General features: G+C 44.2%; 21 protein-coding genes. 7 read left to right on the forward strand and 14 right to left on the reverse strand.

The window, feature by feature from the left end; all coding sequences use genetic code 11:
- Positions 1-98 precede the first annotated feature (98 nt).
- Both EV210_RS17615 and EV210_RS17620 read left to right on the forward strand, forming a co-directional pair.
- The gene (locus EV210_RS17615; protein WP_132082674.1) at positions 99-965 is read left to right on the forward strand and encodes a LysR family transcriptional regulator; all 867 of its coding nucleotides are present in this window, start codon (positions 99-101) and stop codon (positions 963-965) included.
- Between the two features lie 185 nt (positions 966-1150).
- A complete protein-coding gene (locus EV210_RS17620) occupies positions 1151-2722 on the forward strand; it encodes a DUF4127 family protein (protein WP_132082675.1) in 1572 nt (523 codons plus the stop codon).
- Positions 2723-2820: 98 nt separating this feature from the next.
- On the opposite strand, the gene EV210_RS17625 is transcribed toward EV210_RS17620, so the two are convergent.
- From EV210_RS17625 to EV210_RS22755, 3 genes are all read right to left on the reverse strand, one after another.
- Positions 2821-4392, reverse strand: coding sequence for an ATP-binding protein (locus EV210_RS17625; protein WP_132082676.1), 1572 nt, complete (start codon positions 4390-4392; stop codon positions 2821-2823).
- Positions 4393-4723: 331 nt separating this feature from the next.
- Positions 4724-6112 (reverse strand): MFS transporter, encoded by a 1389-nt coding sequence (locus EV210_RS17630; protein ID WP_132082677.1) that lies wholly within the window; start codon positions 6110-6112, stop codon positions 4724-4726.
- A 145-nt stretch (positions 6113-6257) separates the two neighbouring features.
- Positions 6258-6422: a hypothetical protein gene (locus EV210_RS22755; protein WP_165898958.1), complete on the reverse strand. Its 165-nt coding sequence runs from the start codon at positions 6420-6422 to the stop codon at positions 6258-6260.
- Positions 6423-6588: 166 nt separating this feature from the next.
- Between EV210_RS22755 and EV210_RS17635 the strand changes: the two genes are divergently transcribed.
- The gene (locus EV210_RS17635) at positions 6589-7338 is read left to right on the forward strand and encodes a dienelactone hydrolase family protein (protein WP_132082678.1); all 750 of its coding nucleotides are present in this window, start codon (positions 6589-6591) and stop codon (positions 7336-7338) included.
- 10 nt (positions 7339-7348) lie between these two features.
- Here EV210_RS17635 and EV210_RS17640 read toward each other — a convergent pair whose 3' ends face one another.
- Together EV210_RS17640 and EV210_RS17645 are read right to left on the reverse strand one after the other, a co-directional pair.
- Positions 7349-8224, reverse strand: coding sequence for a DMT family transporter (locus tag EV210_RS17640; protein WP_243650616.1), 876 nt, complete (start codon positions 8222-8224; stop codon positions 7349-7351).
- Positions 8225-8291: 67 nt separating this feature from the next.
- Complete coding sequence (locus tag EV210_RS17645) at positions 8292-9014, reverse strand: AraC family transcriptional regulator (protein WP_132082680.1); 723 nt, start codon at positions 9012-9014, stop codon at positions 8292-8294.
- A gap of 189 nt (positions 9015-9203) precedes the next feature.
- Between EV210_RS17645 and EV210_RS17650 the strand changes: the two genes are divergently transcribed.
- Positions 9204-10097: a DMT family transporter gene (locus tag EV210_RS17650; RefSeq protein ID WP_132082681.1), complete on the forward strand. Its 894-nt coding sequence runs from the start codon at positions 9204-9206 to the stop codon at positions 10095-10097.
- A 91-nt stretch (positions 10098-10188) separates the two neighbouring features.
- Here EV210_RS17650 and EV210_RS17655 read toward each other — a convergent pair whose 3' ends face one another.
- Positions 10189-11772 carry an AsmA family protein gene (locus tag EV210_RS17655; protein ID WP_132082682.1) on the reverse strand — a complete coding sequence of 528 codons (1584 nt, stop codon included), beginning with the start codon at positions 11770-11772 and terminating at the stop codon, positions 10189-10191.
- Positions 11773-11965: 193 nt separating this feature from the next.
- On the opposite strand from EV210_RS17655, the gene EV210_RS17660 reads away from it, so the two are divergent.
- The gene (locus EV210_RS17660) at positions 11966-12907 is read left to right on the forward strand and encodes a 1,4-dihydroxy-2-naphthoate polyprenyltransferase (RefSeq protein ID WP_132082683.1); all 942 of its coding nucleotides are present in this window, start codon (positions 11966-11968) and stop codon (positions 12905-12907) included.
- Here EV210_RS17660 and EV210_RS17665 read toward each other — a convergent pair.
- Both EV210_RS17665 and EV210_RS17670 read right to left on the reverse strand, forming a co-directional pair.
- Positions 12852-14111, reverse strand: coding sequence for an MFS transporter (locus EV210_RS17665; protein WP_132082684.1), 1260 nt, complete (start codon positions 14109-14111; stop codon positions 12852-12854). The two genes, EV210_RS17660 and EV210_RS17665, sit on opposite strands and share 56 nt — an antisense overlap.
- Positions 14112-14152: 41 nt before the next feature.
- A complete protein-coding gene (locus EV210_RS17670) occupies positions 14153-14473 on the reverse strand; it encodes an antibiotic biosynthesis monooxygenase family protein (protein ID WP_132082685.1) in 321 nt (106 codons plus the stop codon).
- Between the two features lie 209 nt (positions 14474-14682).
- On the opposite strand from EV210_RS17670, the gene EV210_RS17675 reads away from it, so the two are divergent.
- Positions 14683-15747: an HD-GYP domain-containing protein gene (locus EV210_RS17675; RefSeq protein WP_132082686.1), complete on the forward strand. Its 1065-nt coding sequence runs from the start codon at positions 14683-14685 to the stop codon at positions 15745-15747.
- A gap of 107 nt (positions 15748-15854) precedes the next feature.
- On the opposite strand, the gene EV210_RS17680 is transcribed toward EV210_RS17675, so the two are convergent.
- From EV210_RS17680 to EV210_RS17705, 6 genes are all read right to left on the reverse strand, one after another.
- Entirely contained in the window at positions 15855-16712 is an 858-nt protein-coding gene (locus tag EV210_RS17680) for a YitT family protein (protein ID WP_132082687.1), read from the reverse strand.
- Positions 16713-16933: 221 nt separating this feature from the next.
- On the reverse strand, positions 16934-18208 hold the full coding sequence (locus tag EV210_RS17685; protein WP_132082688.1) for an ATP-binding protein: 1275 nt from the start codon (positions 18206-18208) through the stop codon (positions 16934-16936).
- A 342-nt stretch (positions 18209-18550) separates the two neighbouring features.
- On the reverse strand, positions 18551-19723 hold the full coding sequence (locus tag EV210_RS17690; RefSeq protein ID WP_165898959.1) for an iron-containing alcohol dehydrogenase family protein: 1173 nt from the start codon (positions 19721-19723) through the stop codon (positions 18551-18553).
- A gap of 116 nt (positions 19724-19839) precedes the next feature.
- A complete protein-coding gene (locus EV210_RS17695; protein WP_132082690.1) occupies positions 19840-22779 on the reverse strand; it encodes an ABC transporter substrate binding protein in 2940 nt (979 codons plus the stop codon).
- A gap of 163 nt (positions 22780-22942) precedes the next feature.
- Positions 22943-23416 (reverse strand): HD domain-containing protein, encoded by a 474-nt coding sequence (locus tag EV210_RS17700; protein ID WP_132082691.1) that lies wholly within the window; start codon positions 23414-23416, stop codon positions 22943-22945.
- Positions 23417-23421: 5 nt separating this feature from the next.
- Positions 23422-24324, reverse strand: coding sequence for an EamA family transporter (locus EV210_RS17705; protein WP_132082705.1), 903 nt, complete (start codon positions 24322-24324; stop codon positions 23422-23424).
- Positions 24325-24530: 206 nt separating this feature from the next.
- On the opposite strand from EV210_RS17705, the gene EV210_RS17710 reads away from it, so the two are divergent.
- Positions 24531-25028 (forward strand): GNAT family N-acetyltransferase, encoded by a 498-nt coding sequence (locus EV210_RS17710; protein WP_132082692.1) that lies wholly within the window; start codon positions 24531-24533, stop codon positions 25026-25028.
- Positions 25029-25182: the final 154 nt, after the last annotated feature.

A 25182-nucleotide genomic window follows, 5' to 3' on the forward strand; every position in this document is an offset into this window, starting at 1 on the left:
ACCAATTGGTTAACTATAGTATAATCCCGTATTATATTAATTAAAAATATCGATAAACTATGTTAGAATAGTTTGTAACTATCTATCGGAGGGAAACTATGGAACTGCGACAACTGGAATACTTTCAAATGGTTTGCCGCTGCAACAGCATTACAAAAGCGGCAGCAGAATTGCACGTGGCTCAACCTTCCATTACGATTGCGATCAAAAAACTGGAGGAAGAGCTTGGCGTTACTCTATTTGACAGAACACAACGGCAAATCATTTTGACTACAGAGGGTCAGGTTTTTTTGCGGCGCATCAATGATATCTTAAGCCGCCTGCATGATGCAACCGTCGAAATGAATGATTACCGCATCTTACAAAAGGGATCTATCAAGATTGGCGTTCCATCTACCATTGGTGCATTTCCCTTCCCCACTTTGTTTGCCAGTTTCCAGAAACTCTATCCCAACTTTAAACTGACTGTAGTAGAAGCTGGCTCACTAACCATTCCGAATTATCTGGAGCGCGGTGAAATTGAACTGGGAATTATGATCACATCTACTACATCAACCTGTTTGGCAACAGTCGCTATTACAACCGGTCAACTCCTCGTCTGCCTTCCTCCCGGCCATCCTTTAAGCGCGCTTGATGCCATTCCCTTTACCGCCCTGCGCAATGAACGGTTTGTACTGCTGAAAGAAGATTCCTACAGCCGTCAGCTTATTTTGGCAGAATGCAATAAGCACCAGTTCAATCCGAACATCGTATTCAGCTCAAGTCAGATTGAAACGGTACGCAGCCTCGTCGAACAAGGTGTGGGTATTTCTTTTCTTGTTGATGAGGTGGCGCAGAAGCACGGCACGATTATTACCCGGCCCTTAACCGAACCTCTCACCTATCAAATTGCTTTAGCCTGGAATAAGGAGCGGTACTTATCAAAGGCAACAAAATTGTTTATTGATTTTGTGAGCGCTAATTAAGTGCCTGCTGCGCGAGATAATTCCCTTTACAATAGCAAGCACACATCAAATGCGTACATAGCGAAACTATATTATAACTAGCTAGAATTGGCTGGCTGTTTATAAAATGCCAAATAGTGACAGGATTTTTCTTCATTATGTAGTATAGAGTGAATGTAGATAAAAAATAGAAGGTGACTGACTAGATGAAAAAAATGTTATGGCATATTCTTTTCTTATGCTTATTTTTGGCAGTAACTCCCCCTGCAGCGGCGAAAACGATTTTGTATGTTCCTGCAGACGATCGTCCTGTCAGCCTGCAATCGGCTGCAGACACGGTAACAGCAGCGCAATATGATATTCTGGTTCCCCCAAAAGAATTCTTAGCCGGACGCAGCCGGGAAGGCGAACCGGAACAGCTCTGGGAATGGGTCTTTGCCAATGCAAAACAGGCCGATGCCCTGGTACTATCTGCTGACTCACTGATCTATGGCGGCTTAGTAGATTCCCGCGTTCATGACTTTAGCAGCATTGTGCTCGAATGGCGGTTAAAACGCTTCAATCAGCTAAAAAAGATCTGCCCGCAAACACCTTTATATACGTTCAGCACAGTTATGCGTTCTCCTAAAGCAAGCGGCAGCCCTGTGGAGCCAGCATATTATGGCCAATATGGCAGTGCAATTTTTCAGGTTACGTCTTTGCAGGATAAGGCAGAGGCCGCAGGTTTAACAGAGGCTGAACAGCGGGAATTGCGTACGGCTGCTGCCAGTCTCCCTGCTGACATACTGGCAGATTGGATGAGCCGGCGGGCCAAAAACTATCAGATTAATACCCAGCTAATCGAGCTTACCCGTACAGGTGTGATCGACTACTTCATTGCCGGCCGCGACGACACGGCAGTTTTTTCACAATCCCATAAGGAAGGCCGTATGCTAAAGCAATTCGCCCAGGACTTGTCTGTTGATAAATTTGCTTCTTTCCCCGGAGCTGACCAGTTAGGCATGGTATTGCTTGCCCGCGCTTATAATACGCTCAGCAATGCCAAGCCGGTAATCGTGGTGCACTATGCCCTCGGAACTGCCGGCTCGACAATCCCCCGTTATGAAGACCAGCCTTTTGGCCAGACGGTTGCCGAGCATATCATCGCCGCAGGTGGTATTGTGGGAACTGACGATCAGCATCCTGATTTATTACTGGCCATTAATACCCCGCTTAGTGCGGTTACCGAAGAGGCCGAACTATTGGATAATATCCCGGCAGTCCTATCCAGTACCCGCCAGTTCGTAGCTTCGATCAAATCCACTATTGCTTCATCAGTACCGGTTGCTGTTGCTGATATCGCGTTTGCCAACGGAGCTGATAACGCTCTAATGATTGAACTGAGCAATAATCATCTTCTCACCAGCCTCAGTGCCTACTCTGGCTGGAATACAGCCAGTAATACACTTGGCTATGCCATTGGGCAGGGGTTAATGGCAAAATCGACGAATTACAAGGACCGGCTGAATTTATTGGCAGTTCGCTATCTTGATGACTGGGCATATCAGGCAAACATTCGTAAGGAAATTTACCGGGAGCAGTCTGACCTGCGCGACGATAATGTACGCTACCTTGACCGGCCAAATGCCGAATTAGAAGCGTTAGTACAAAAAAAGCTGCGAAACTTTGCCGGAAAGCAGCTTTGGCTCAACCCCGCTGCTGTTGAGGTCACGTTTCCTTGGAATCGGCTGTTTGAAATTGAAGTAACCTTTGTGGCACCGGAAACAAAAGCACCTTAACTGCTTTCCTAATTGCAATGAGACCGCTTACTGGAGAAAAACTCCGGCAAGCGGTCTTTATCATCTGCATATAGTTCAATCCGATTTTTTCATAGTTTTCATATCTTTTGGGATTGCCGCACTTCCATGCGGGGAAAAGACACGATAAAGGTTGTACCTGCGCCTACTGTTGATTTTATATCAATGCGTCCATTATGACGTTCCACAATACTGTAGCACACGGCTAGCCCAAGTCCCGTGCCATGATCTTTCGTGGTAAAAAAAGGATCAAATATTTTGCTTAAATATTCCTGTTCAATTCCACAACCGCTGTCTATCGTGATCAACTCGACTTTATCGGGTCTGACTCTTGTCTTAATACAAAGTTTTCCCTTGGCAGTCATTGCTTCTATCGCGTTGCGGGAAAGATTTAAAATCAACTGTTTCATTTCTTTTTCATTGAGCAGCAGCATTGGCATAGCCTCTTCTAAATTCAACACGACTTCGATATCATGTTTTGCTGCATCCGCTTGCAGCAAGGGAACAATACTGCTAATAATTGCATTTAGATTCTGTTCCTCTTTTACCACTGCCTTATTCTTGGCAAGGGACAAAAAGTCGGTAACAATTGTATTGATACAGTCTAATTCTTCCATAATAATATCATATTTTTCCCGTTGCTCTTCTTCGGCCTTAGCAGCCAGCATCTGGATATAGCCCATCACTACCGTCATGGGATTACGGATTTCATGAGCAACTCCGGCGGCCATTTCACCAATTAAATTCAGCCGGTCTAATCTGGCCAACTCCTTACGCAGTTGCTCCAGCTCCGTAATATCCTGATAGAAGGCGACGACACCAATTATTCTTCCACTGGCCGGTTCACGCGTAGGATGTACACTCGCCAAAAAACACTTATCACCACGCTGGCAGAGCCGGGAGTTAATCACCTCTCCCTGCAACGCCCGGGCAATCAATAAATCATCGGCATAATCTTCCTGAATCGCCATAGACATCTGATGAATTTGCGTCGACTTAAAGCGATTATAGATCTGCGGCAGCAGTTGAATTGCCGTATTATTAATTGCTGTTATAAAGCCTTCACCATCTACGGTAAGTATCGCCAGCGGAGCCGTATCAATTAATTGCTGCAGTCGCTGGGCCTCGTTAATATATTGCAATGTCAATTGCTGCTGAATAGTCTCTGATTCTTTATTCTGCGTGACATCCCGGGCTACACAAAAAACAGCTGCCACAACATGATTTTTGCCGAATATGGGATTCAGGAAATATTCAAGATAGCGGATGCCATGCGGGAATGCAACCTTGGCAACTTTGGAAATGGATGTCCCTAACAAAAAAACGGTCTTTAAATGAGCTTCAAATGGAATCATAATTTCTCTCGGAAGACCCAGTTCACGCCAGTTCTTGCCGATCACATCGAGTTGTTTTAAACCAAACAGCTGTGCACCTGATATACTGGCATATGTGAACCGGCTATGGCAGTCCAAGATAAACGCACAATCATGACTTAGCGAAATAATTTTGCCGAAAACCTCTGATTGATTCTTAATTGCCGTAGTTAACGCAGATAATTCAGTCTCAATCATTTTACGATCAGTCATTAGCTTTTCTAGTTGCTTATCAACTTCTGTTAATTTCGCTATATATTCCTGGATTAATTGCAGCATCAACCGGCACCCCACGCTTATTAAAGTCAAAAATCAACGAAAGAAACACGGTTACGAGCCTACCGTGTTGTAAAATAGCTAATGTATCAAATTAAAAGATAATACAGTCAAATAGCTATTCCCTAATTTTAATAAAATTCCCTGCTAATTATGACTGAATTTATCACGTTTTGCTTAATAAAACAGAAAAATCGACATATTTTTTTGTTTTCTTTTATCAATCTTCTTTAACCGCTACACTACCACAACTGCCTTCGCCGAATAATATTTGAAACGCTATACCAAAAAAACGACTTACCGTCTATCAGGCGATAAGTCGTTTTTTTGCTGTTTATTGACTTTGCTTATTAACGCGTCCTCTGGCTAAAGAGGCAAAAATTCCTACCCCACAGATACCAGCAAAAACAAGAAAGGCTGTGCGAGTACCCGCCTGAATCATTTCCGCCGAATTTATCCCCGCATTTCCCCCGTCAGCGTGCACTGCCAGCAGCATTGTTACAATCGCAATACTAATGCTTTGACCAATAAGCCGCACAGCCGCCAGCGAAGCGGCAGCTATGCCGTAAAAATTCTTTTCCACAGCTCCCATGATCGCATTATTATTGGGAGATGCAAATAAGGCAAAGCCCAAGCCGATAAGAACCAGATTAGCAATCAGCAGCCATAGGGATGTCTCTTTAGCAAGAAAACTGAACAGAAACAGTCCAAGTGTACTTAGTGCCATTCCCCAGGATGCGACGACCGCTGGTTCGATCCGGTCGGAAAGTGCACCAGCAAGCGGAGAAAACACCACCATAATGATAGGCTGAGACAGTAAAATCAACCCTGCCACCTGAGAATCATATCCCATTACGACTTGAAGATACAAAGACAAGACAAAAGCAACGGCAAAAGTGGCGCTATAGTTAATCATTGCCGCAAGATTGGAAAAAGCAAAGGTTTTGTTATCACGAAATAATGCCACATGAAAAATAGGATATTGCTGCCTTGATTCAAAGCAAATAAAAACAGCCGTTACCATTACTCCGAAACCAAGAATATATATGCCCCAACGGCTTTGCGAAACTTCTGAAAAACCATAAAGAACCGCCACAAGCGAGCCTACACACAAAAAGCTGCCAATTAAATCAAACTTTTCCCCTTTGGCATCAGCCCATTCTCCCTTTAGGCGCCAAGCAGCTAAGATCGCTGCAATCAGCCCGATGAGCGCGGTGAAATAAAAAATACTCCGCCAGCCGAAATTATGGTTCAAAAAGCCACCCAAAACAGGCCCCAGCGACAGTCCTATATAAGTAGCGGCTGCAGTAAGCCCCATTGCTTGGCCGCGCCGCTCAGGCGGATAAACAGAAGTTAAAATTGCCATGCCGGTACTGAAGATCATTGCGCTGGCTGCCCCCTGGCAAACCCGGAAAAAAATCATGGATTCTATTGACCAAGCCAAACCGGATAACAATGCAAACAGAGAGAATAGCACGATACCTGACACATAAATCTTCTTCCGTCCTTCAATATCAGCCAGCCGTCCAAAAGGCAGTAAAAAGGCGGCTGAAGCTAGCAAATAGCCAGCTACTACCCAACTGAGCACCGTAGCTGATCCACTATATTGCGTACCAATAGCCGGTATGGCAAGATTAATCGAACTACCCATAAAAGGCGCTAAAAAGGACGTAACCATAACTACCGCCAAAACTGCTGATTCCAACGATAACTGCAGATTCATAAGCATATCTCCTTTCCCAACAGAGCTTAAACCACACAACAGTAAATACTTAGCTAAGCTAAACAAACTCTGGTAACAGCATAACCGAAACAACCGAAAAAGAAAAGGCCTGCAGTACCCTCTACTAACCTGCAGACCTCCAGTATCAATCTTTTTCTTTAGCAGGCACCTTGCTGCAAACATAAGCGTTGCAGGCATAGCCGCACACCGGGCAGCTATCTTTTATATTTGTCGTTTTCCATACGTGACCGCAAGCAATACATTTAAATCCATCCATCATCTGAGACTTGCTGACATGATAATCACTCATTTTGCATCCTCCGAGCTATTGATTTTTACTGATAAATCCACTGAATTTGTCCCTTCCCCTTAAGATAAATAGATTAACTAATAACAGTCTTTTTAGCGGCAGGAAATTTTTTCTAGTTATGGAACATATCTAGTAACTATAAAGTATTAAATAAGGAGGTCCATGCATGCGTATTTTATTGATTCTTATGCTACTCATATCACTAACCTTTCCCACCGCTTCAGCCCAGATCCGAGGCGAAGTTATCGAATACAAACAAGGTGATACAGTAATGGAAGGCTATCTAGCCTATGATGACGCTGTGAAAGGTAAACGCGCCGGTATATTAGTGGTACACGACTGGAATGGAATAGGCTCTTACGTACGGGCACGGGCCCAGCAGCTGGCCAGCTTAGGCTATGTTGCCTTTGCTCCTGATATTTATGGTAAGAATCTTCGCCCTGCAGATAACAAGGAAGCAGCTAAGATAGCAAGTACACTCAAAAACGACCGCCTGCTGCTGCGTCTGAGAGTAAATGCAGGCCTGGATATCTTGCGCAATCACCCCTTAACAGATTCGAACAAGCTGGGAGCAATCGGTTACTGCTTTGGCGGCATGACAGTTTTGGAATTAGCCCGCAGCGGTGCCAGCATTGCAGGAGTAGTCAGCTTCCATGGAAATCTTGATACAGCAGGTGAAACCAGTCCCATTCATGCTAAAGTTCTTGTCCTTCATGGAGCGGAAGATCCAGTTGTACCGCCTGCTCAAGTTGCTGCCTTTGAAGAAGAAATGCGCAAAGCCGGAGCAGATTGGCAGTTGAATATTTACAGCTCAACAGGCCATAACTTTACTAATCCCAGCTCATCCTCATACAGCCGTCAAACTGACAAACGCTCTTTTGAAGCAATGAAAAACTTTTTTGCAGAAATTTTTTAACTTAATTCTATTATCTTAATTTCAGAACAAAATAAACACCGGCAATGATTAAAAAGCTTCCTGCAAAAAATGGAAATGACAAGTTCTCATCAAGTACTAACCAGCCTAGAATACTACCGACAATGGATTGCAGGAAAAAAAACAAACCCGCTTGATGAGGATTCATTAAGGACAATCCTTTATTCCAGCAATAATAAGCAACGGTAGTAGAGACTACGGCCAAATACCCAATACTTAACATTACCGGTAAGCTCTTTAGTGCAGCAGCATCCCAGGTAGTGATTTCGCTAACTGCCGGAAGCAGCGTAAATCCTGTGGCCAGCATAATTCCCCATGTAGTAATCCGCAGGGCAGGATGGCGGGTTGCTATTTTTTTTGACAGCACCGAATAGTAGCCCCATAAGCATGCCGCGAGGAGAAAAAACAAATTACCATAAAAAAATGCTTCCCCTGCTTCTTCTCCCGGAAGGCCTGTAATAACCAATACTCCTGCTAATGAAAGCCCAATGGCAATCACTTGCCTTACTATTATTCTTTCTCCTAACAACAAAATAGCAAAGCCCGATTGAAATACTGGGGATAAGGTGGTAATAACAGCTCCCATATGAGCAGTCGAAAGCTTCGTTCCAATAAATTGGGCGGCAACGGAAAGAAAATATCCAAAAAAACCAATTTGAAACAATATGCCCCGGTCTTCTCGCGGGATTATTTCCACTTTGCTATGTCGGCACAGCAAAATTAAAGTGAGGGCAGAAAAAAAATAACGTAAAAATAATAAAGTAAAAGGCGGCACTACCTCCAGTGCATACTTACTGGCAACATACATCCCGCCCCAAATTGCTGCAGCTGCAGATAAATATAGCGGCCCCATTATATTTATAGTCACAATGAAAAACCTCCTGTTACAATATATTGTCATTGTAACAGAAGGCTCCTTTGTCGACTTGCTCAGCTTACTGGTTGTATTTCGCTTTTATTCGGTTTTTATTTCGATAGGCGGCTGGAGTCACTCCGGCATAGTCTTGGAAAAGTCGGGTTAAAGTAGATTGCTGGCGGTAACCAACTTGCTGAGCTATCTGCAAAATTGTATGCTCACTGTCTTCCAGCAGCCGCCGGGCGTTTTCAAGCCGCAGCCTGCGGATGTACTCCATAGGAGATACCCGAAAGTGTTTTTGAAACCATTCGCAATAATAGGATAGCTGATAATGCTCAATATCAGCTAACTGTTGAAGAGTAATATCGCGGTAATACTGATCATGTATATATCTTATCGAGGCCGGGCAGCTCTCTTGTTCCAATAAGCGCAGGATGTACCGGAATAAGTCTGTTAACCGCGAATTCGCCACCGGTGTATCCTTTACCTCTTGAGCAAGCAGGGTCCGGACTGCCTTCCAGCGTTCGTCAAGCAATTGGCATTCTGGAACTGGTCTTGTGCTTTGCGGCAAATACATCGGGGGAATATCCAAAACAAGAAATTGATTATTTGTATGTGAATGAAAAGAATGATAGCTCTCGGGTGGAATAAAAATGACATTTTGACAGTTGTCGTCAAAGACGGCTGTATTTACTGTTACGGATAATATTCCTTTAACTGGCAATACCAGTTGAGCATAGGAGTGAATATGCCCATATGATTTATCCGTGTAAGTCCGCCGCTCGCAGGTAATAGCAGCCATTGCCTATGCCTCCTTAGCTGGAATGATTCTATTTTAGTAGCAACCAAGCTTTTATGCAACAGGCTTACCTGCTTGTCTCCCCTTATTAGCAACCTGTCCTCTGAGTACAGAACAGGGGTTGATGAAATGCTGAAAATAGCATACAATAAAGGCATTGTCACAGCACTTTTTTTACAAAGGAGATCCATTATGAAGTCAAATCTATTATTATTGCTGGCCGCCGCAATATGGGGGTTGGCATTTGTTGCCCAGCGCGTAGGCATGGATTACGTCGGGCCCTTTACCTTTAATGGCGTGCGGTTTGTACTGGGAAGCCTTTCCTTGGTCCCACTGTTATTTTATTACCGCTCTGCTTCAACGGGTTCTGCTGCATCCAGTTATCGGGAGGATGCCCGTGCTGGCTTTCTGGCAGGTACCGTTTTATTTATTGCTGCCTCATTACAGCAAATCGGCCTGATATACACGACTGCCGGTAAGGCCGCTTTTATTACTTGTCTCTATATTGTATTAGTACCCATTCTGGGAATTTTCATAAAGCAGCGTATCCACCCCTGGACCTGGTGCGGCTCTTTTTTTGCCGTAGCAGGCCTGTATTTGCTATGCGTAAAAGAAAACTTCTCTATCTCTTATGGTGACCTGCTGGAACTTGTGGGAGCATTTTTTTGGTCAATTCACATTCTGCTAATTGATCATTTTGCGGATAGAGTAAACACGCTGCGGCTGGCTTTTTTTCAGTTTGTCACTTGCGCTGCCTTCAGCCTGGCAACTGCGCTCTGGCTGGAAACCATCACAATTACCTCTTTACTCCAGGCTAGCACCCCTATTTTATATGGGGGCATTTGCTCTGTCGGCATTGCATATACACTACAGATCGTTGGGCAAAAGAATGCTTCCCCGTCTCATGCCGCCATCATTCTCAGTCTGGAAACGGTTTTTGCTGTTATTGGCGGCTATCTGCTGATTAATGAATACTTAGGATTACAGGAAATTACCGGTTCAGCACTTATGCTAATCGGAATGCTTCTGTCTCAGCTGCAAAACCTAAAGCCCGCTCAGAATGATGCTTCAAAATTGCCTGCTTAAGATACACAACGGTATCTGACAGGCTGGGCAAACTCTCTATAAACAACCAAAAACCAGCAGTAGCTCCTGTGGGAGTTCTGCTGGTTTTTATTTAACGAAAGATCTGTTGAATAAGTTTTTCGGCTACTGCTCGTTTTAATTCCTCTTCTGCCGCCGGCATTTCTTTCTTTTTTAGTCTGTCCAGTACTTCCTGGCTTAACTGTTCAGGATAGAACGTTCCAAATGCCGTTCTGACAGCCAGGTCGGATAACTCCATTGCTGAGCCGCGCTTGACAAAAAAGCCGGTAAGCTGTTGAAATGCTATTCCATACGCTTTCCCATTTTGTATTGCAAAGTTCCCTTTGGTAACAGCGTCTTCACCGCGGCCGCTCACATGGCCGGTGAAGCTAAGCGGACCATGAACATCCTTATCTGTTAACTGGGAGCTTTCCAAATTACGTCCGGTCACATCCAATTCATAGCTTTGATTATCTACATACACCGCGCCTTCAGCGTTAATCCGTCCCTGCTGGATATTACCGTTTACATCCTGCAAGGCCACCCGGTTATCACGGAAAGTAAAACTGCCTTTAACCGCATCAACCGCCATCCCGCTGAAGCTAACCTGCGGCAAGCTAAAAGCACCTTTGATCTCCGGCTCTGTTAACTGACCGCTGACCTGAATTTGAACTGCTAAAGGACGCTGAGCGGTCAAGCCTGTTACAAGGGCCGCAGGGTCAGCATCAGGCAAAGAGAACGCCAGGTCAAGCGTCTTCTTATTATCTTTTAAATCAATACTTCCTTGCCCTATTGCCTGCTGCCCATACACCAGCATCGACAGTTCACTAAACTGTATCCCGTCTGCATCACCAATAAACGTCCCCTGGCCATCACGTATATTTAATTTACCGGCAATATTGAGGCCCGTGAAATCTCCTTGGGCGCTCATATGCAGCGCCTTCTGCTCATCTTGCCCAGCCACTACGGTAACATTCTCAAGCCGCCCTCCCTCAATATAACTCAGCGGCAGGCTGGCAAACAACTCACTCCATTCTACCAGCTCGATTTTTCCTATTTTAAGGGTTAATTCACCAGGCAGCTTTCCCCAATGACCGCTCACATTCAGTAAAGACTGGGCTGCCTTCCCCTGAAGATTGACTTCCATATCAGGAGAATTAATAAAAGCCAGCGTACCTTTAACATCCTCCACCGTCTTGGTCAGCTGACCTGACTGCAGATGGAACTTTCCTGACTCAAATTCAATTTGACTATGAAAATTCTGTTCGCCTGCCGGTTGATTATGTAATAATCCGTCCCAATTCAGCTTCCCATTGTCTTCCGTTAGCCAAATCTCGCTTCCCTGCAGCGATACCTTTTCCACTTGCGGCAAACCTAAACTGCCGCCAGTCAAATCTGTCCACCGGTATAATATTTTCATAACCGGAATTTTCGCCAGCAAGCCCCCTTGCTGATCGTACAGAAAAACATTGCGCACTCTGACTCGCCCGGATATAGTCAGGTCAATATCTCCCACCACCAGCCGCCCTGTCAATTGCTGTTCTATTCTTTGCACAAGTGTATTTTGAATGGTCTTGCCAATCCACATAGCAAAAAATTGCCAGAACAATATCATGACAGCTACCAATAAAACGGTTACGGTCAATGATTTTTTATGGTAGAGTAGAATTTCTCTCATCTTACATCCTCCCACTAGCACGGAGCACTTTATTATTTTTCTAGTTTATTCCATTTCTCTCTAAAAAAACCTCTAAAATTTATTATACGGTAAAATTATTACCGTGCCTTGCGCATCACTGCAGCCATTTTCACAAATAGGCATTTACCCTGAGCAAGAGATCGGTTACGATAAAAAGGAGAGGAGAGTCGATATGGAAGTTAATTATAAAAACAATCAGCCAGGCATAACAGCGTGCCCTTCAACAAACTGGAGAGTTTGGTGGAACTTACTTAGGCCGCATACATTAACGGCTTCCTTTGTTCCTGTAGCTATCGGCACTGCCTTGGCACTGCCAGTGAGCCAGTTTCGCCCAGCCTTATTTTTTGCTATGCTACTGGCAAGCATGCTGATTCAGATTTCGACGAACATGCTTAATGAGTATTACGACTTTAAAAACGGTTTAGATAACGAAGCCTCTATTGGTATTGGCGGTACGATTGTCCGTGAAGGGGTCGCACCTCAAACGATAGTAACACTGTCTCAGTATACATTGGCAGCAGCATTTTTATTGGGCCTGTATCTTTGTCAACAAAGCAGCTGGTGGCTTCTACCGGTTGGTCTCTGCTGTGCTGCAGTCGGCTATTTTTATTCAGGCGGGCCGTATCCGCTGTCCGCTACGCCCCTGGGTGAGGTAGTAGCAGGCCTATGCATGGGACTGATCATTATTGTCATTTCCTTTTTCCTGCAGACGGAAACGATTACGAATCGAAGCCTCTTGATCTCTGGCCCCACTTCTATTTTAATCGGCGCTATTTTGATGGCAAATAATTTACGCGATTTAACTGGGGATGAGCAGCATGGCAGGAAAACACTGGCTATTTTATTAGGAAGAAAGGCTGCTACCAGCCTGCTCACGATCATGTTTTGCTTGTCTTATGTTTGGATAGTGGCACTCATCGCTGCAGGCATTATCAGCTTATGGGGATTGTTAACCTTTATCAGTCTGCCAAAAGCCGTTACAGCGGTTCAAGGTTTCCGCCGCCATATTGCCCCACAAGACTTAATGCCGGCTATGGTAGCAACAGCACAAACTAATACTATTTTGGGACTGGCCCTGGCAACGAGCCTGCTGCTTGAATTCTGGCTTTTGTAAGAGGCCGTTCCACGAAGGCTCTATCGGACCGTACGAAAGCAAGCAGTCCTACTGCCACCAGCGGCCCCGCAGCCAAAATGGAAAATGCGTATACATAACTGCCTGTTTGGTCTAAAACCAGCCCGGCAGTAACCGGAGAAATCAACGACCCAATCTGCCAAACTCCATTACAGAAACCAACTGCGGTCGCTACTGAACGTGCGGCGACCAGCTCACTGATAAAAGTATTCAGTACAGGACCAAACATAAAAGCTCCTGCTCCCAGCAATGTCGCTAATACCGCTAAATATTGCGCATCTTGGTTCTTGGCGAATAACCATAGCAAAACGGCGAACACTCCCAAGAGCACCATACTGGCTTGACGGCGCCTCTGCCGAAACCGGTCGGACAGCCACCCGACAACGGGTTGTCCAATTAGAGCGCCAATCCCAAACAGGGCCATTGTCCGGCCCGATTCCTTTAAGGACAAGCCCAATCCTTGATGCATATAGGCGTTGGCCCAGGTCAATGTCCCCCAGGTTCCCCACATAGCAAAAAAGCCGGCTGCAGCCGTCAGCATTAGTTCGCGATTGGTTATTATCTCTTTTAATTCAAACTTTATACCTGTTTTTCCTGCCGCTGGTACGATTCTAAGCCCAGTTCGACGTGGTAATATCAACCAGGTAAGCCCCAAAGCAGCCAATGTCATACTTCCGGCAAAGAGAAAAGACGTGCGCCAGCCGTAATGTGCGGCAATAAGCGGTGATAATAAATTAGCCAGGAGCAGTCCTAATGGAGCTGAGGTCATAAAAAAACCCATTGCCATTGCCCGGTGCTCGGCAGCTACATGATCATATACTCCTTTAACCGCAGCAGCTAATACGGCACCTGAACCAAAGCCAGCCAGAAACCTGAGAATAACCCCCTGCCCAAAGTCGTTGGTTACGGCCAGCCCCATTGTAAACAGCCCCATTACAAAAAGAGAAACCAGCAGTACTTTACGGGTACCCCAGCGGTCAGCAAGCATGCCGCCTGGCAGCTGGGTAAGTAAATAACCAAAAAAGAACGCACTCATAAACCCGCCAGCCTCAGCAGCAGTAAGCCTCAGTTCGACAGCTGCCATAGGAATGATCGGCGGCCAGGAAAGACGGTCCACAAACGAACAAAGAAAAGCCAGCCAGCCACAAGCTATGGTCCGCAAGGCCATCATTGATTTTTGCTTCATTACTACACCCCAATAATCGTATTCTGAGCCTTTTAAAAGACCTACAAAAAACTATCTCTTTCTACTTTGCAAACCCGCAAGCCAAACTCACTATACCAGCAGTTGCGCCCTTTTTTTTGCGCCGCTGCATGCAAGGAGTTATTGCGAAAATGCTCGATTGCCTCCAGTGATTGCCAATAAAAAACCGTAATTCCCAGACCAGCTCCATTTCTAACGCTTTCAGCCCCAATAAAGCCCTCTTGCTGACCGGCAAGCTCCAGGACCTTTTCCGCCATGCTGCTATATCCTTGATCCCCTTCCGTCCGCTGCGAGGTAAAAATAACGGCATAGTAGGGCGGTACCGGTGTTTGCGTGATTGACATGTTTTCCACTCCTCAGTTTATTTCTATTTTACCATAAACTGATTTCGGGCAAAAATAATCTTCAGTAAAATCCGGCAAAACTAAGGACTAGTCCCGTTAAATTAGGTCAAAAGCAGGACATTCATCCGATTGTTTCTTCAACTGCTTTACAGTACCATAATAAAGGAATCGGTATATGAGATAGTATGGTGGGAAGGAGCTGGTAACTGATGACATGGATAACACAGCTTTATAACGTAAACCAACTTACACCCGGTATGGAGCTCGGTCAGCCGGTTTTAAACCAAAAAGGGACCGTATTGCTGGCCGAAGGCACCATTTTAAATAAAGCACAACTAGACCACCTTGCCAGACTTGGTGTCGAGGCGGTAAGCATCAAAGAAGCACAGGATCCGGAAATCAATGAAATTACTCTGGATCCCAAAAACCTGGAGCGATTGAATCAGGCAGTCGAACAAATTAAATCCTCCTTTCATACAATTGAAAAGTACGGCAAAGTTCCTATGCAGATCTTTGAGAATATAGCTTCTAATCACATCAGCCCAATAGTCAATTCCCATTCTGCCGCCAACTACTTAAACATTGACCGGCCTAAAAGTGATTATCTCTACAATCACTCGATTAACGTAGGTTTATTAAGTGGTCTTATCGGCAAATGGCTGGGAAGCAGTGAAGCAGAGATCTCTGAATTAATCTTAACGGGTCTGCTTCATGATATTGGAAAAACACAGATTCCTCAAGAAATCATCAACAAATCAGGCAAATTAACTCCTAAAGAAATGGAGCTTGTAAAACTGCACGCCACCTACAGCTACCGGCTGCTAAACGACCTTCCGAATATTCCTCCCACCGTAAAATTTGGGATCCTCCAGCATCATGAACGTTTGGACGGAAGCGGCTATCCCGGTCGTTTCAGTGGTGATAAGATCCACCGGTTTGCCCGGATTGTAGCTATTGCAGATATTTATTGCGCCATGACAGCTGACCGGGAACATTCGGCAAAGGCCAACCCCTTCGCTGCGGCAGAAGAGCTGGCAAAAGACATGTATACAAAGCTCGATACGGAAATCTGCACCACCTTTTTGACCAACTTCTGTATTTTCATCATCGGCAATAAGCTGCAGCTAGATGATGATAGGGAGGTTGAGATTGTCTATACCGGCCATTTCTTAAACCTTCATCCTCTTGTGCGAACAGCTGAGGGAGAAATATTGACTATCACAAATTGGCGCTCTATTCGTAAAATGACTCCTTTCAATGTTAAATTTACATAAGCTGCCGATTTCCGGCAATACCCCATTGAAAAAGCCTGCATACCATCTTAAGATGGTATGCAGGCTTATTATATTTACTGATGAAACAGTACGTTTTTGCTAAGCAGCTAATGAATTGCTTTCTTTTTAAATTTACCACCCATAACTTCGTGCACATCATTAATTGTCAAAAACGCATTTTCGTCTATCTCATCTACAATTGATTTCAATTTAGCCATTTCAAGTCGGGTAATTACCGCATAGAGCACATTTTTTCGCTCTTTGGTATAACCGCCCTCACCATGCAGAATCGTCACACCCCGGCCTAAGCGAGCCAGAAGTGCATCCGCAATTTCATCAGGTTTATCCGAAACAATCATTGCCGCTTTGGACTCATCGAGGCCCTCAATGACAATATCCATTACCTTAAAAATAATGAAATAAGCAACTAGTGAATACATTGCTTTGTCTAAGGTAAATACGAGGCCCGCACTTGATAAAATAAACAGGTTTAAAAACATAACAATTTCACCGACAGAAAAACTCGTCCACCGGTCAAAAATAATCGCTACAATTTCGGTACCATCAAGGGAACCGCCAAAGCGAATAATGATTCCGACACCGAGCCCGACAATGATTCCCCCAAAAACAGCAGCTAAAAACAGATCATGGGTTAGTCCGGGAATGGGATGGAACACATGGGTCCAGTAAGACAAAGAAGCAATCGAAAATAATGTGGAAATAGCAAATGTTTTGCCGATCTGCTTATATCCCAAATAAATGAAAGGGATGTTTAGTACCACCAAAAACAAACTAAGGGGCAGTCCGGTTAGAAAACTCGCCATAATGGAAATGCCCACTATACCGCCGTCAATAATATTGTTGGGTACTAAGAAAATTTCCAGCCCCACTGCGGTAATAATCGCCCCGATAAAAAGCATTATATATCGTTTTATTTCCTGTAGTGTTCGATTTTTTTTTGCCATTAGCAACCTCCCAATATTAGCCCTGCAATTTCTGCCTGCCAATATTTCATTTTATTTTTTCTGGTTCGTATCCTGTATTTTATAGCAGCGAATTGCTCAGAATTACGAAGCGCTTCTCCTCCCCTAGTATTTACTGCTTTACATTAAATTCGCCGTAATAACCCATAAATCCTGTTTATATTGTTTTATTACCCTATAGCTTTTATTATCTCCATAAACAGCTAACTTACAGTCCTTTCTAAAGCATTATCAGTAGAAAATTTTATTTGAAAAGTTGTTCCTGCATCATCCGTCTTAATATCAATTGCGGCATTATGCCGCAAAGCAATGCCATAGCAGACCGGTAATCCCAGTCCTGTGCCGCCCTCTTTGGTAGTGAGAAAAGGGGTGCCCAGCTTATTCAATACATGTACAGGAATACCGCTTCCGGTATCGGCCACTTCTAAGACGACAGTTTGATTGCTGTAAAACGTTCTAATTCTCACTACTCCTTTTTTCGGCATAGCTTCAAGCGAATTCTTTACTAAATTCAAAAATAGTTGCCTAATTTCGCTTTCATCCAACATCAGTGATGGAACGTTGCACAATTCGTAGACAATAATTTGATCATTTTTTATTGCTTCTGCATTTAACAAAGGGTACATTGTCTCTAATATTGTATTTAAGGACATTGGCCTTCGCTTTTCAGTTCTATTTTTAGCCAAAGATAAAAATTCGCTAATAATCCGATTTGCTCTATCCAGCTCATCAATCATAATATGATAAAATTCTTTATTAGAACCGGTTGGTTCTTTGACCAGCATCATCTGCAGAAACCCACGCACAGTTGTCATAGGATTACGGACTTCATGTCCAACAGATGCTGCCATTTGACCAAGTAAATCCAACCGGGACAGTCGCTCAATTTCTTTGCCATTTGAACAAACACTTTGGTTGCGCAGCGAAAAAAGAGCATGTCCCAGATTTTCCGCCAGACTTAGTAACAGTATCCCTGTTTCCTGATCAAATGCATCTGCCTGACCTGCATATATAACGAGAACAGCATCTGGTATCTCTCCAATAAAGAGTGGCAAAACAATTGCTGACTGGTAGCCTCTCTCGATTGCTCCGCTGCGCCATGCTTCTGAGGGGCAATCCCGCTGAATATTATGCACAATTACCGGATGCCGACGGCGCAATGCAAATCCGATAGGGCCGTATCCGTGCGGATTATCCGCCCAGGTTACTTTGATCGAAGCTAAAAAACCTTCTTCTTCTCCCCAAAAGGCAATGGGACAGATTCTCCGCAGCCCCTCTGCCTCGACATGCCCAACCCAAGCTAATTTGTATTGTCCGACTTCCACAATAATACGACAGATCTCATGAAGCAACGCTTTTTCTTCTCTAATCTGCACTGCTGCCTGCAAAGCCTGTACCAGTATTTCTATCGTATCATTCGACTGACAGGATGATTCCCCAACTTGCATTAGGTTTCTTGGCTTCTTTGCATTATTCATTATAACCCCTCACTATACAGCAATAAGTTGTACATAACTACCTAAATAATCATTTACATAATATAATTTATCTTATCCCTATAGATTCTATATAACATCTACTATATTTAGATAATAATCCATTCGCTATTTTCCATAATTCTCCTTTTTACTTTACATAGCAAGTTTTATCAATTAATGTAACTTACTGTCAATGCACCTGTTTGCTCAAATTTGCGCACGTCGTTTCGGCAATGTTCTTATACATTATGAATACTTCCCCTGACATTCCCATAAATAAGTAGATCGCTTGTTTTCCTAATCTGATTTTGACTAAGAAAACAAGCGATCTTTTTTAAACACTTACTGAGCGCTTTTTTCGAATGCACTAGCCACAATAATTCTCAAATCCTCTATTGCCAGTTGACGAGGACTGTTTGGCAAAAGCCTGTAGGTTGCGGCATCCTTACAAATATTCTCTATTTCCGTCAGCGAAATCTGCACATCTCCCAGTGTTTCGGGGATGGAAAGATCCTTTTTTAAGGTGTTGATTGCCGTTATAGCAGCTGTCTGTGCTTCTTGATCCGTTAGCTCGTGCGTATCCACACCCAGAGCCTGTGCAATATCACGAAGTTTTGCATTGCCAGCCTGCCGATAATAATCCAACACATAAGGCAGCATGATACCATTAGCTACACCATGGGAAATACCGAATTGTGCCCCAATTGGATGGGCTATGCCATGTACGGCCCCCAGCCCGGCATTGGTAAAAGCCGCACCGGCAATTAAGCTTGCCACTGCCATATTACTGCGTGCTTCCAGGTCATCGCCTTGCAAATATGCTCTCCTCAGATTACTGCCAATTAGTTTTATAGCCTGCATAGCAAGGCCATCGGTTATTGGATTGGCTTTGACGGCAACAAAGGCCTCTACCGCATGCGTTAAAGCATCAATACCGGTTGCAGCCGTTACATCAGGCGGCATACTGGCATGCAGTACAGGATCAACAATTGCCAAAGAAGGCATCATCAATTCATGCGAAACCCCGATTTTTTGCTTGCTTTGCCTGTCTGAAGTAACGGCTGCCGCCGTCACTTCACTCCCCGTTCCAGCTGTTGTGGGGATACATAGCAAAGGTAGGCCGCTTTTCGTAATCGTCCTTCGGCCATAAAGATAGTCTAATATCGATCCGCCATTAGCATGAACCATGTTGATTGACTTTGCCGCATCCATGGGACTTCCGCCGCCAAAAGCCACAATTGCATCCGCCTGAGTCTCCTGCAGCAGACTGACCCCCTGTCCAACAGTTTCGGCACTAGGATCTGCCTCAACCTCCGAGAAAACCTGCACTTTCATACCGGCCAAATGCAGCTGTTCCAACAAACTTAGAAAATGAGGTGATTTTTTTGTAGCAGTCCGACCTGTTATTATGAGTATTTTAGCAATGCCCCGGCTCTCACAAATCGGCACTACGTTTTTTATGGCATTCCGGCCAAAAATAACTTTGGTTGAAATACCAAAAGTAAAGTCGTTCACCACTATCGCTCCTTTACTATTTAATCAAATGTGCAGTTATTCCCTCAGCAGGCCGACAACCTTACTGCAGGAGCAACTACTCGATCCACTATTTATATAATAACGCGAAGACTCCCTTACCGGGAGTCCTGAATTTTAAATTCACTATCAATTAACAGCTTTCGAACCGCTTCCTCAGGTACAGGCTTACTAAATAAATAGCCTTGCACGACATCGCATTCATATCGAGTCAGTTGTCTCAATTGCTCTCTGGTTTCTACACCCTCCGCTACCGTTTTAATCCCCATCCGATGCGCTAACTGAATAATTACTTCTGTCAGCTGTTTTTCCCTTTCCTTATGCAACAGATCATCAATAAAGGACTTATCAATTTTCACAATATCAATCGGTAATTTCTTCAGGTAATTTAAAGAAGAGTAGCCTGTTCCGAAATCATCCAAATAAATACCAACGCCCAACTTTTTAATTGCTCTTAACTTATCAATATTCGCCTCAATTGATTCCATCAAAATACCTTCGGTAATTTCCAGACCTAACCATCCGGGAAGTGCTCCGGTTTCTGCCAAAATGTCCTGCACGGTTTGAACAAAATCACCTTGCATTAATTGGACAATGGAAATATTTACTGTTACTTTGAGTTTTTCATGCCCTTCTTGCTGCAAAGCAACGATAAAGCGGCAGGCATTGCGCAATATCTGTTTCCCTATCGGGATAATTAATCCCGTTTCCTCTGCCAGGTCAATAAAATGCACTGGCATAATAATTCCCTGCTCAGGATGATACCATCTGACTAATGCCTCAAAACCAACAATTCTGCCTGTAGCTACTTCTACAAAAGGCTGGTACCATAGCTTTAGTTCGTTATGGTAAATGGCTTCCCGCAAGCTTCTTTCCAGCAATACTTTGTCCAGCACTGCCTTTTCCATTCCCTTGTCAAAGAATATGCATTTATTTTTTCCTTGAATTTTGGCTTGATACATGGCAAGATCAGCATTTTTCAGTATTTCTTCTTTACTAGCCCCATCTTGAGGAAAGACTGTTGCTCCGATACTTAGGGTCACGTCAAAATTCTTTTCATTAATTTGCAGCGGCATACGCAGTATATCGCGAATTTTTTGGACAAAGCGTGCCGGGTGATCTGTATCTTGTATTTGCTTAAGCAGAATGACAAATTCATCTCCACCCATACGGGCAACAAAACCTTCACCTTCACTGCAGTCAGCAAGCAGATTTCCCAGCAGAACAAGCAGTTTATCCCCATAGGAATGCCCAAACGTATCATTAATCATTTTAAAGTTATCAATATCAATGAAGAGTACCGCTCCCGACTGGCCGTCAGGATAGTTAGCCAATATATTTTCCAGTTCCCTCTCCATTGCCGTCCGATTAGCTAAATGGGTGAGTGAATCATGATAGGCCAAAAAGTGAATTTCCGCCTCGTGTGATTTCCTGTCCGTAATATCCGTAAGCGATCCGGCCATCCTGATCGGCTGTCCGTAAGTATCGATTAATGCCTTTCCTCTGAGCAGCAGCCAGGTAACCCGATCTGCGGTTTTCATTTTTTGTTCTAATACAAAATAGGCTGATTGTCCGTTTAGATGTTCATCGAGCCGATTCATTACCTGAGCTATATCCCGCTCAGGGATTTGGTTCTGCAAAAACTGCCGGAATCCCTTAACCTGGTTGGAAGCAAGCGCTAATAACTCACAGCACCGATCGGAAAAATAGACTTCATCCCTTATTATATCCCAGTCCCACAGACCGTCATTGGCCCCTTCAACCGACAGCTTGTACCGTTCTTCGCTCTTACCCAATGCATCACGCATACTGGTGGTCTGCTGATATTGATGCTGCAGCTCCTCCTGAGAAGCCAGCACTTCTTCATAGAGTGCCGTTAACTCCTCATTATTTTGCTTTAAACTAACTTCTGCCGCCTTACGGCGTCGTATGTTCCCGATCAGAATAACAATATAAAATAGTAACAACCAGAAAACACAAATAACCGACCATATTACATTTTTATTTGTTTCATAAAAAGACAGCGGATTATTAAGCACGATACTGTCAGGCGGTATTTTGCCTGCCGGCAGCTTCAGCCTTTCCAACTGGCGGTAATCCACTGTTACAACACCGCTTGCCGGACTGACCGGCTGGATACTGTTCGGCTGCTCGCCTTGCAGAATCCGAATACTAAGCTCAGCGGCATATTTTCCCTGTCTCAGGCCACTTACCACACTGCCCCCGACAGTTCCTATCCCTACATTAAAATCATGCAAAATGTACACAGGAACACGACTATTGCTGCTGAACATTTGAGCATAACGGCTCAGTTCCATGGTTATACCCGCAGCATCACGGCTGTAGGTGGCAATTAGTACAGCACTATCGTCAGGAGCATTCTGCAGCTCACTGTTAATTTCCTGATAACGCAGCTTATTCATATGCACAACTGACCAAGAGAGGTTTTGTCTATGTATCGCCGACTCAAGCAACTCTTGTACGGCCTGCCCGCTTTCCGTGTTGTCATAAATCCAATAAACTTGCTTCAAATTTGGATTTAAGCTCATCATCAGATTTATTGTACCCTCAACATCCATTACTTCATAGACGCCGGTAACATTTGTTTGGCCGCTTATCATTTTATCGGCTGAATCCGGATACACACCGCAAAAAACAATCGGCGCATTGTGAAAAAGCTCATTCTGGTAACGTAACGCAAACTCCAGTGCCTTATCATCAGTGACCATAATCATATCGATTGATTTCTCAGCATATTTGTTTTTAAACAGTTGGTAATAAATTGGGATATTTTCTGGAGAAGGATTATTCTTCCAGTCAAGATATTCAATATAAAAAATAGATTCTATGCCAGCCTGGTTATAGGTATTGATAATCCCCTGCGTTTCATTTTCAGTCCACGGCATATTGCGATCATAAGAATTAATTATAAGAATGTTCGGATATTTATTGATTGCAAAAACCGTACAGGGAAATATTGAGACCATAAGCTGGATAATGGTTACAGATACTGTCACAATCCATCCTTTTCGCCACATTTACCATCCCACACTTTGCCGTCCCGATAGCGGGTAAATTCGTTTTGCATCAAAACGTATCTAAGGCATCTTCAAATTTTTTAGAGTTTTTAGATTGTTTTCGCTAGTTTTTAGGGAATTTCCTGCTGAAATTTGTAAAAAAATAGCATATTAGGCAATGTTTTTACTTACCCAGCAGTTCTTTGCGAACTATGCCCAGTCGTACGCGCTGCTCTTCCCGCTCTAACGGCATCCCATACTGATAGCAATCGAGTACATCTGCATCTTTTACAATTTCCTCCAGCCAGGTACCCACCTTTTCCTTGCTGCTATGATGTCTTACCGAGTCGGCCAGCATAGTAATTTCCTGTTGATTAAAATGACCAATAGCGGCCAGTAAGACTTTTACCGGCTCATAGCCATCTTCAGCATGATTTTTTTGCTTACCAGTTAACATACGTCCGTAATCATGAATAGCGCAGGCAATTGCCGCAAGCTCAGGGTCTCTTCCTCTTATTTCAGCAAGCAAGCCGCCAATTTTGGCACAACTGACTAAATGAACCCTTTCCCAGTCTAAGGAATGATCCCGGGAAGTACTGTTTTCCAATCCATTGATTATCTCCAGTAGTCTCACTTGAATATCGAAAAGCCGGTTCATATTAATTACCCTTCCTTAATTTTCGTATTTTTCATTCTCAACCATCGTCCCCCCAGGACATGGACCAGCAACCCTGCCATAATCAGCAGTGCTCCCGCTCCCTGCCAAAAAGAAATGGTTTCTCCCAGCAGCAGAGAAGAGCTGCTTATCCCGATTACAGGCACAAGCAGCGCCCAGGGGGCTACTACTGCAGCCGGATAACGGGAAAGCAATTTCCCCCATAATCCATACCCAATCAGTGTAGCAAAAAAAGCCAGGTAGATTACGGCTCCAAAGCTTCGCCACGAAGGGGCCCACAAAACAGCGATCCATGCCTCCTGCCCTTCAATAAACCAGGAGAGTAATGCTAAAGGTACAATGGCAACCGCACCTGCCCACACAATTAAAGCCAGCATAGAAAACGGCGGAATGCCAAGAGTCGCCCGGCGCAAAATCACATTGCCCGTGCCCCAGCAGGCTGCAGCTGCTAAAGTAAGAGCAAAGCCGGTAACAGTCATATTGCTGCCTTGCGCAGTACCAATCAGAGCCATCCCCCCCACAGACAACAGCAGCCCCATTACCTGATTCCACTGCCACTGTTCCCCCAGCCAGGCGATCGCCACCAGCAGCGTGAAAAACGCCTGGGACTGCATGACTAAAGATGCCAAGCCGGCAGGCATTCCCGCTTGCATACCCCAAAACAGAAAAGAGAACTGTCCCACATTGATCGTTAATCCTAAAATGATTAGCCATGACCAGGCAACAGGCGGTCGCGGCAGAAAAAACAGAACCGGAAATGTCGCAAATAAGAACCGCATTGTCCCCAGCATAAGCGGGGGCATATCTTGCAGCCCCACTTTTATCGCAATAAAATTAAGCCCCCAGACAACAATCACAATAAAACTAAGTATGATATCCTGCCTTTTCATCGTAACCTGCTCCCAACTAGTCACATCCATATTGCTTCACCGCTCGCAAGATGAACGAACTGCCTTTTTGATAATCCATCGCATTTATTCCGTTGTTACACTATTACTTATTTTATAAGCATATTAGATTATAACATTACACTAAAATGCGTACAAGGAGTTTACACTGTAGTGTGGAAACCATTGCTAATAGGAGGTTGATATACATGGACCGCTATTGCTTTACTGAAATGACAGAGGATTACCTTAATGATGTGCTGCGGATTTATACATACTACGTACTTCATACAACCGCTACTTTCCACACAAAGCCCTTAACCCGTGACGAAATGAAAGAAATCGTCTTTTTTGCCACCCCAGTATATAAAACCTTTGTTATCGTAGCGGAACAGCGTGTTTGCGGCTACGTGCTGCTAACACGGCATAAACCCCGGGAGGCTTACGATGAGACCGCAGAAGTTACCATTTATCTCGATCCGGCCTGCAAAGCAAAAGGAATCGGCAGCCTGGCACTTTCCCACATTGAGAACTATGCAAAAGACCAGCAGCTGCATGTGCTGCTCGCGATTATCTGCGGACAAAACGAGGCCAGTATCCGGTTATTTGAAAAAAACGGTTACACAAAGTGTGCCCACTACCAAGAGGTCGGAAAGAAATTTGGCCAACGCCTCGATATCGTCGGCTACCAAAAGATCATTAGATAAGTGCTCATCCTGGTCCTTTCCCAAGCATTTTGCAAGACAGGCCTAGACCTTTTTTGTTACTTGGTACTATTTAAGTGTAATTGTTTAACCATGAAAATGGTTGAACAATTACACTTATTCTTTTACAGTAAGGGGGTAATTGGTCTGGCGTTTG

Source organism: Anaerospora hongkongensis, from assembly GCF_004339805.1.
Classification (GTDB): domain Bacteria; phylum Bacillota; class Negativicutes; order Sporomusales; family DSM-15969; genus Anaerospora; species Anaerospora hongkongensis.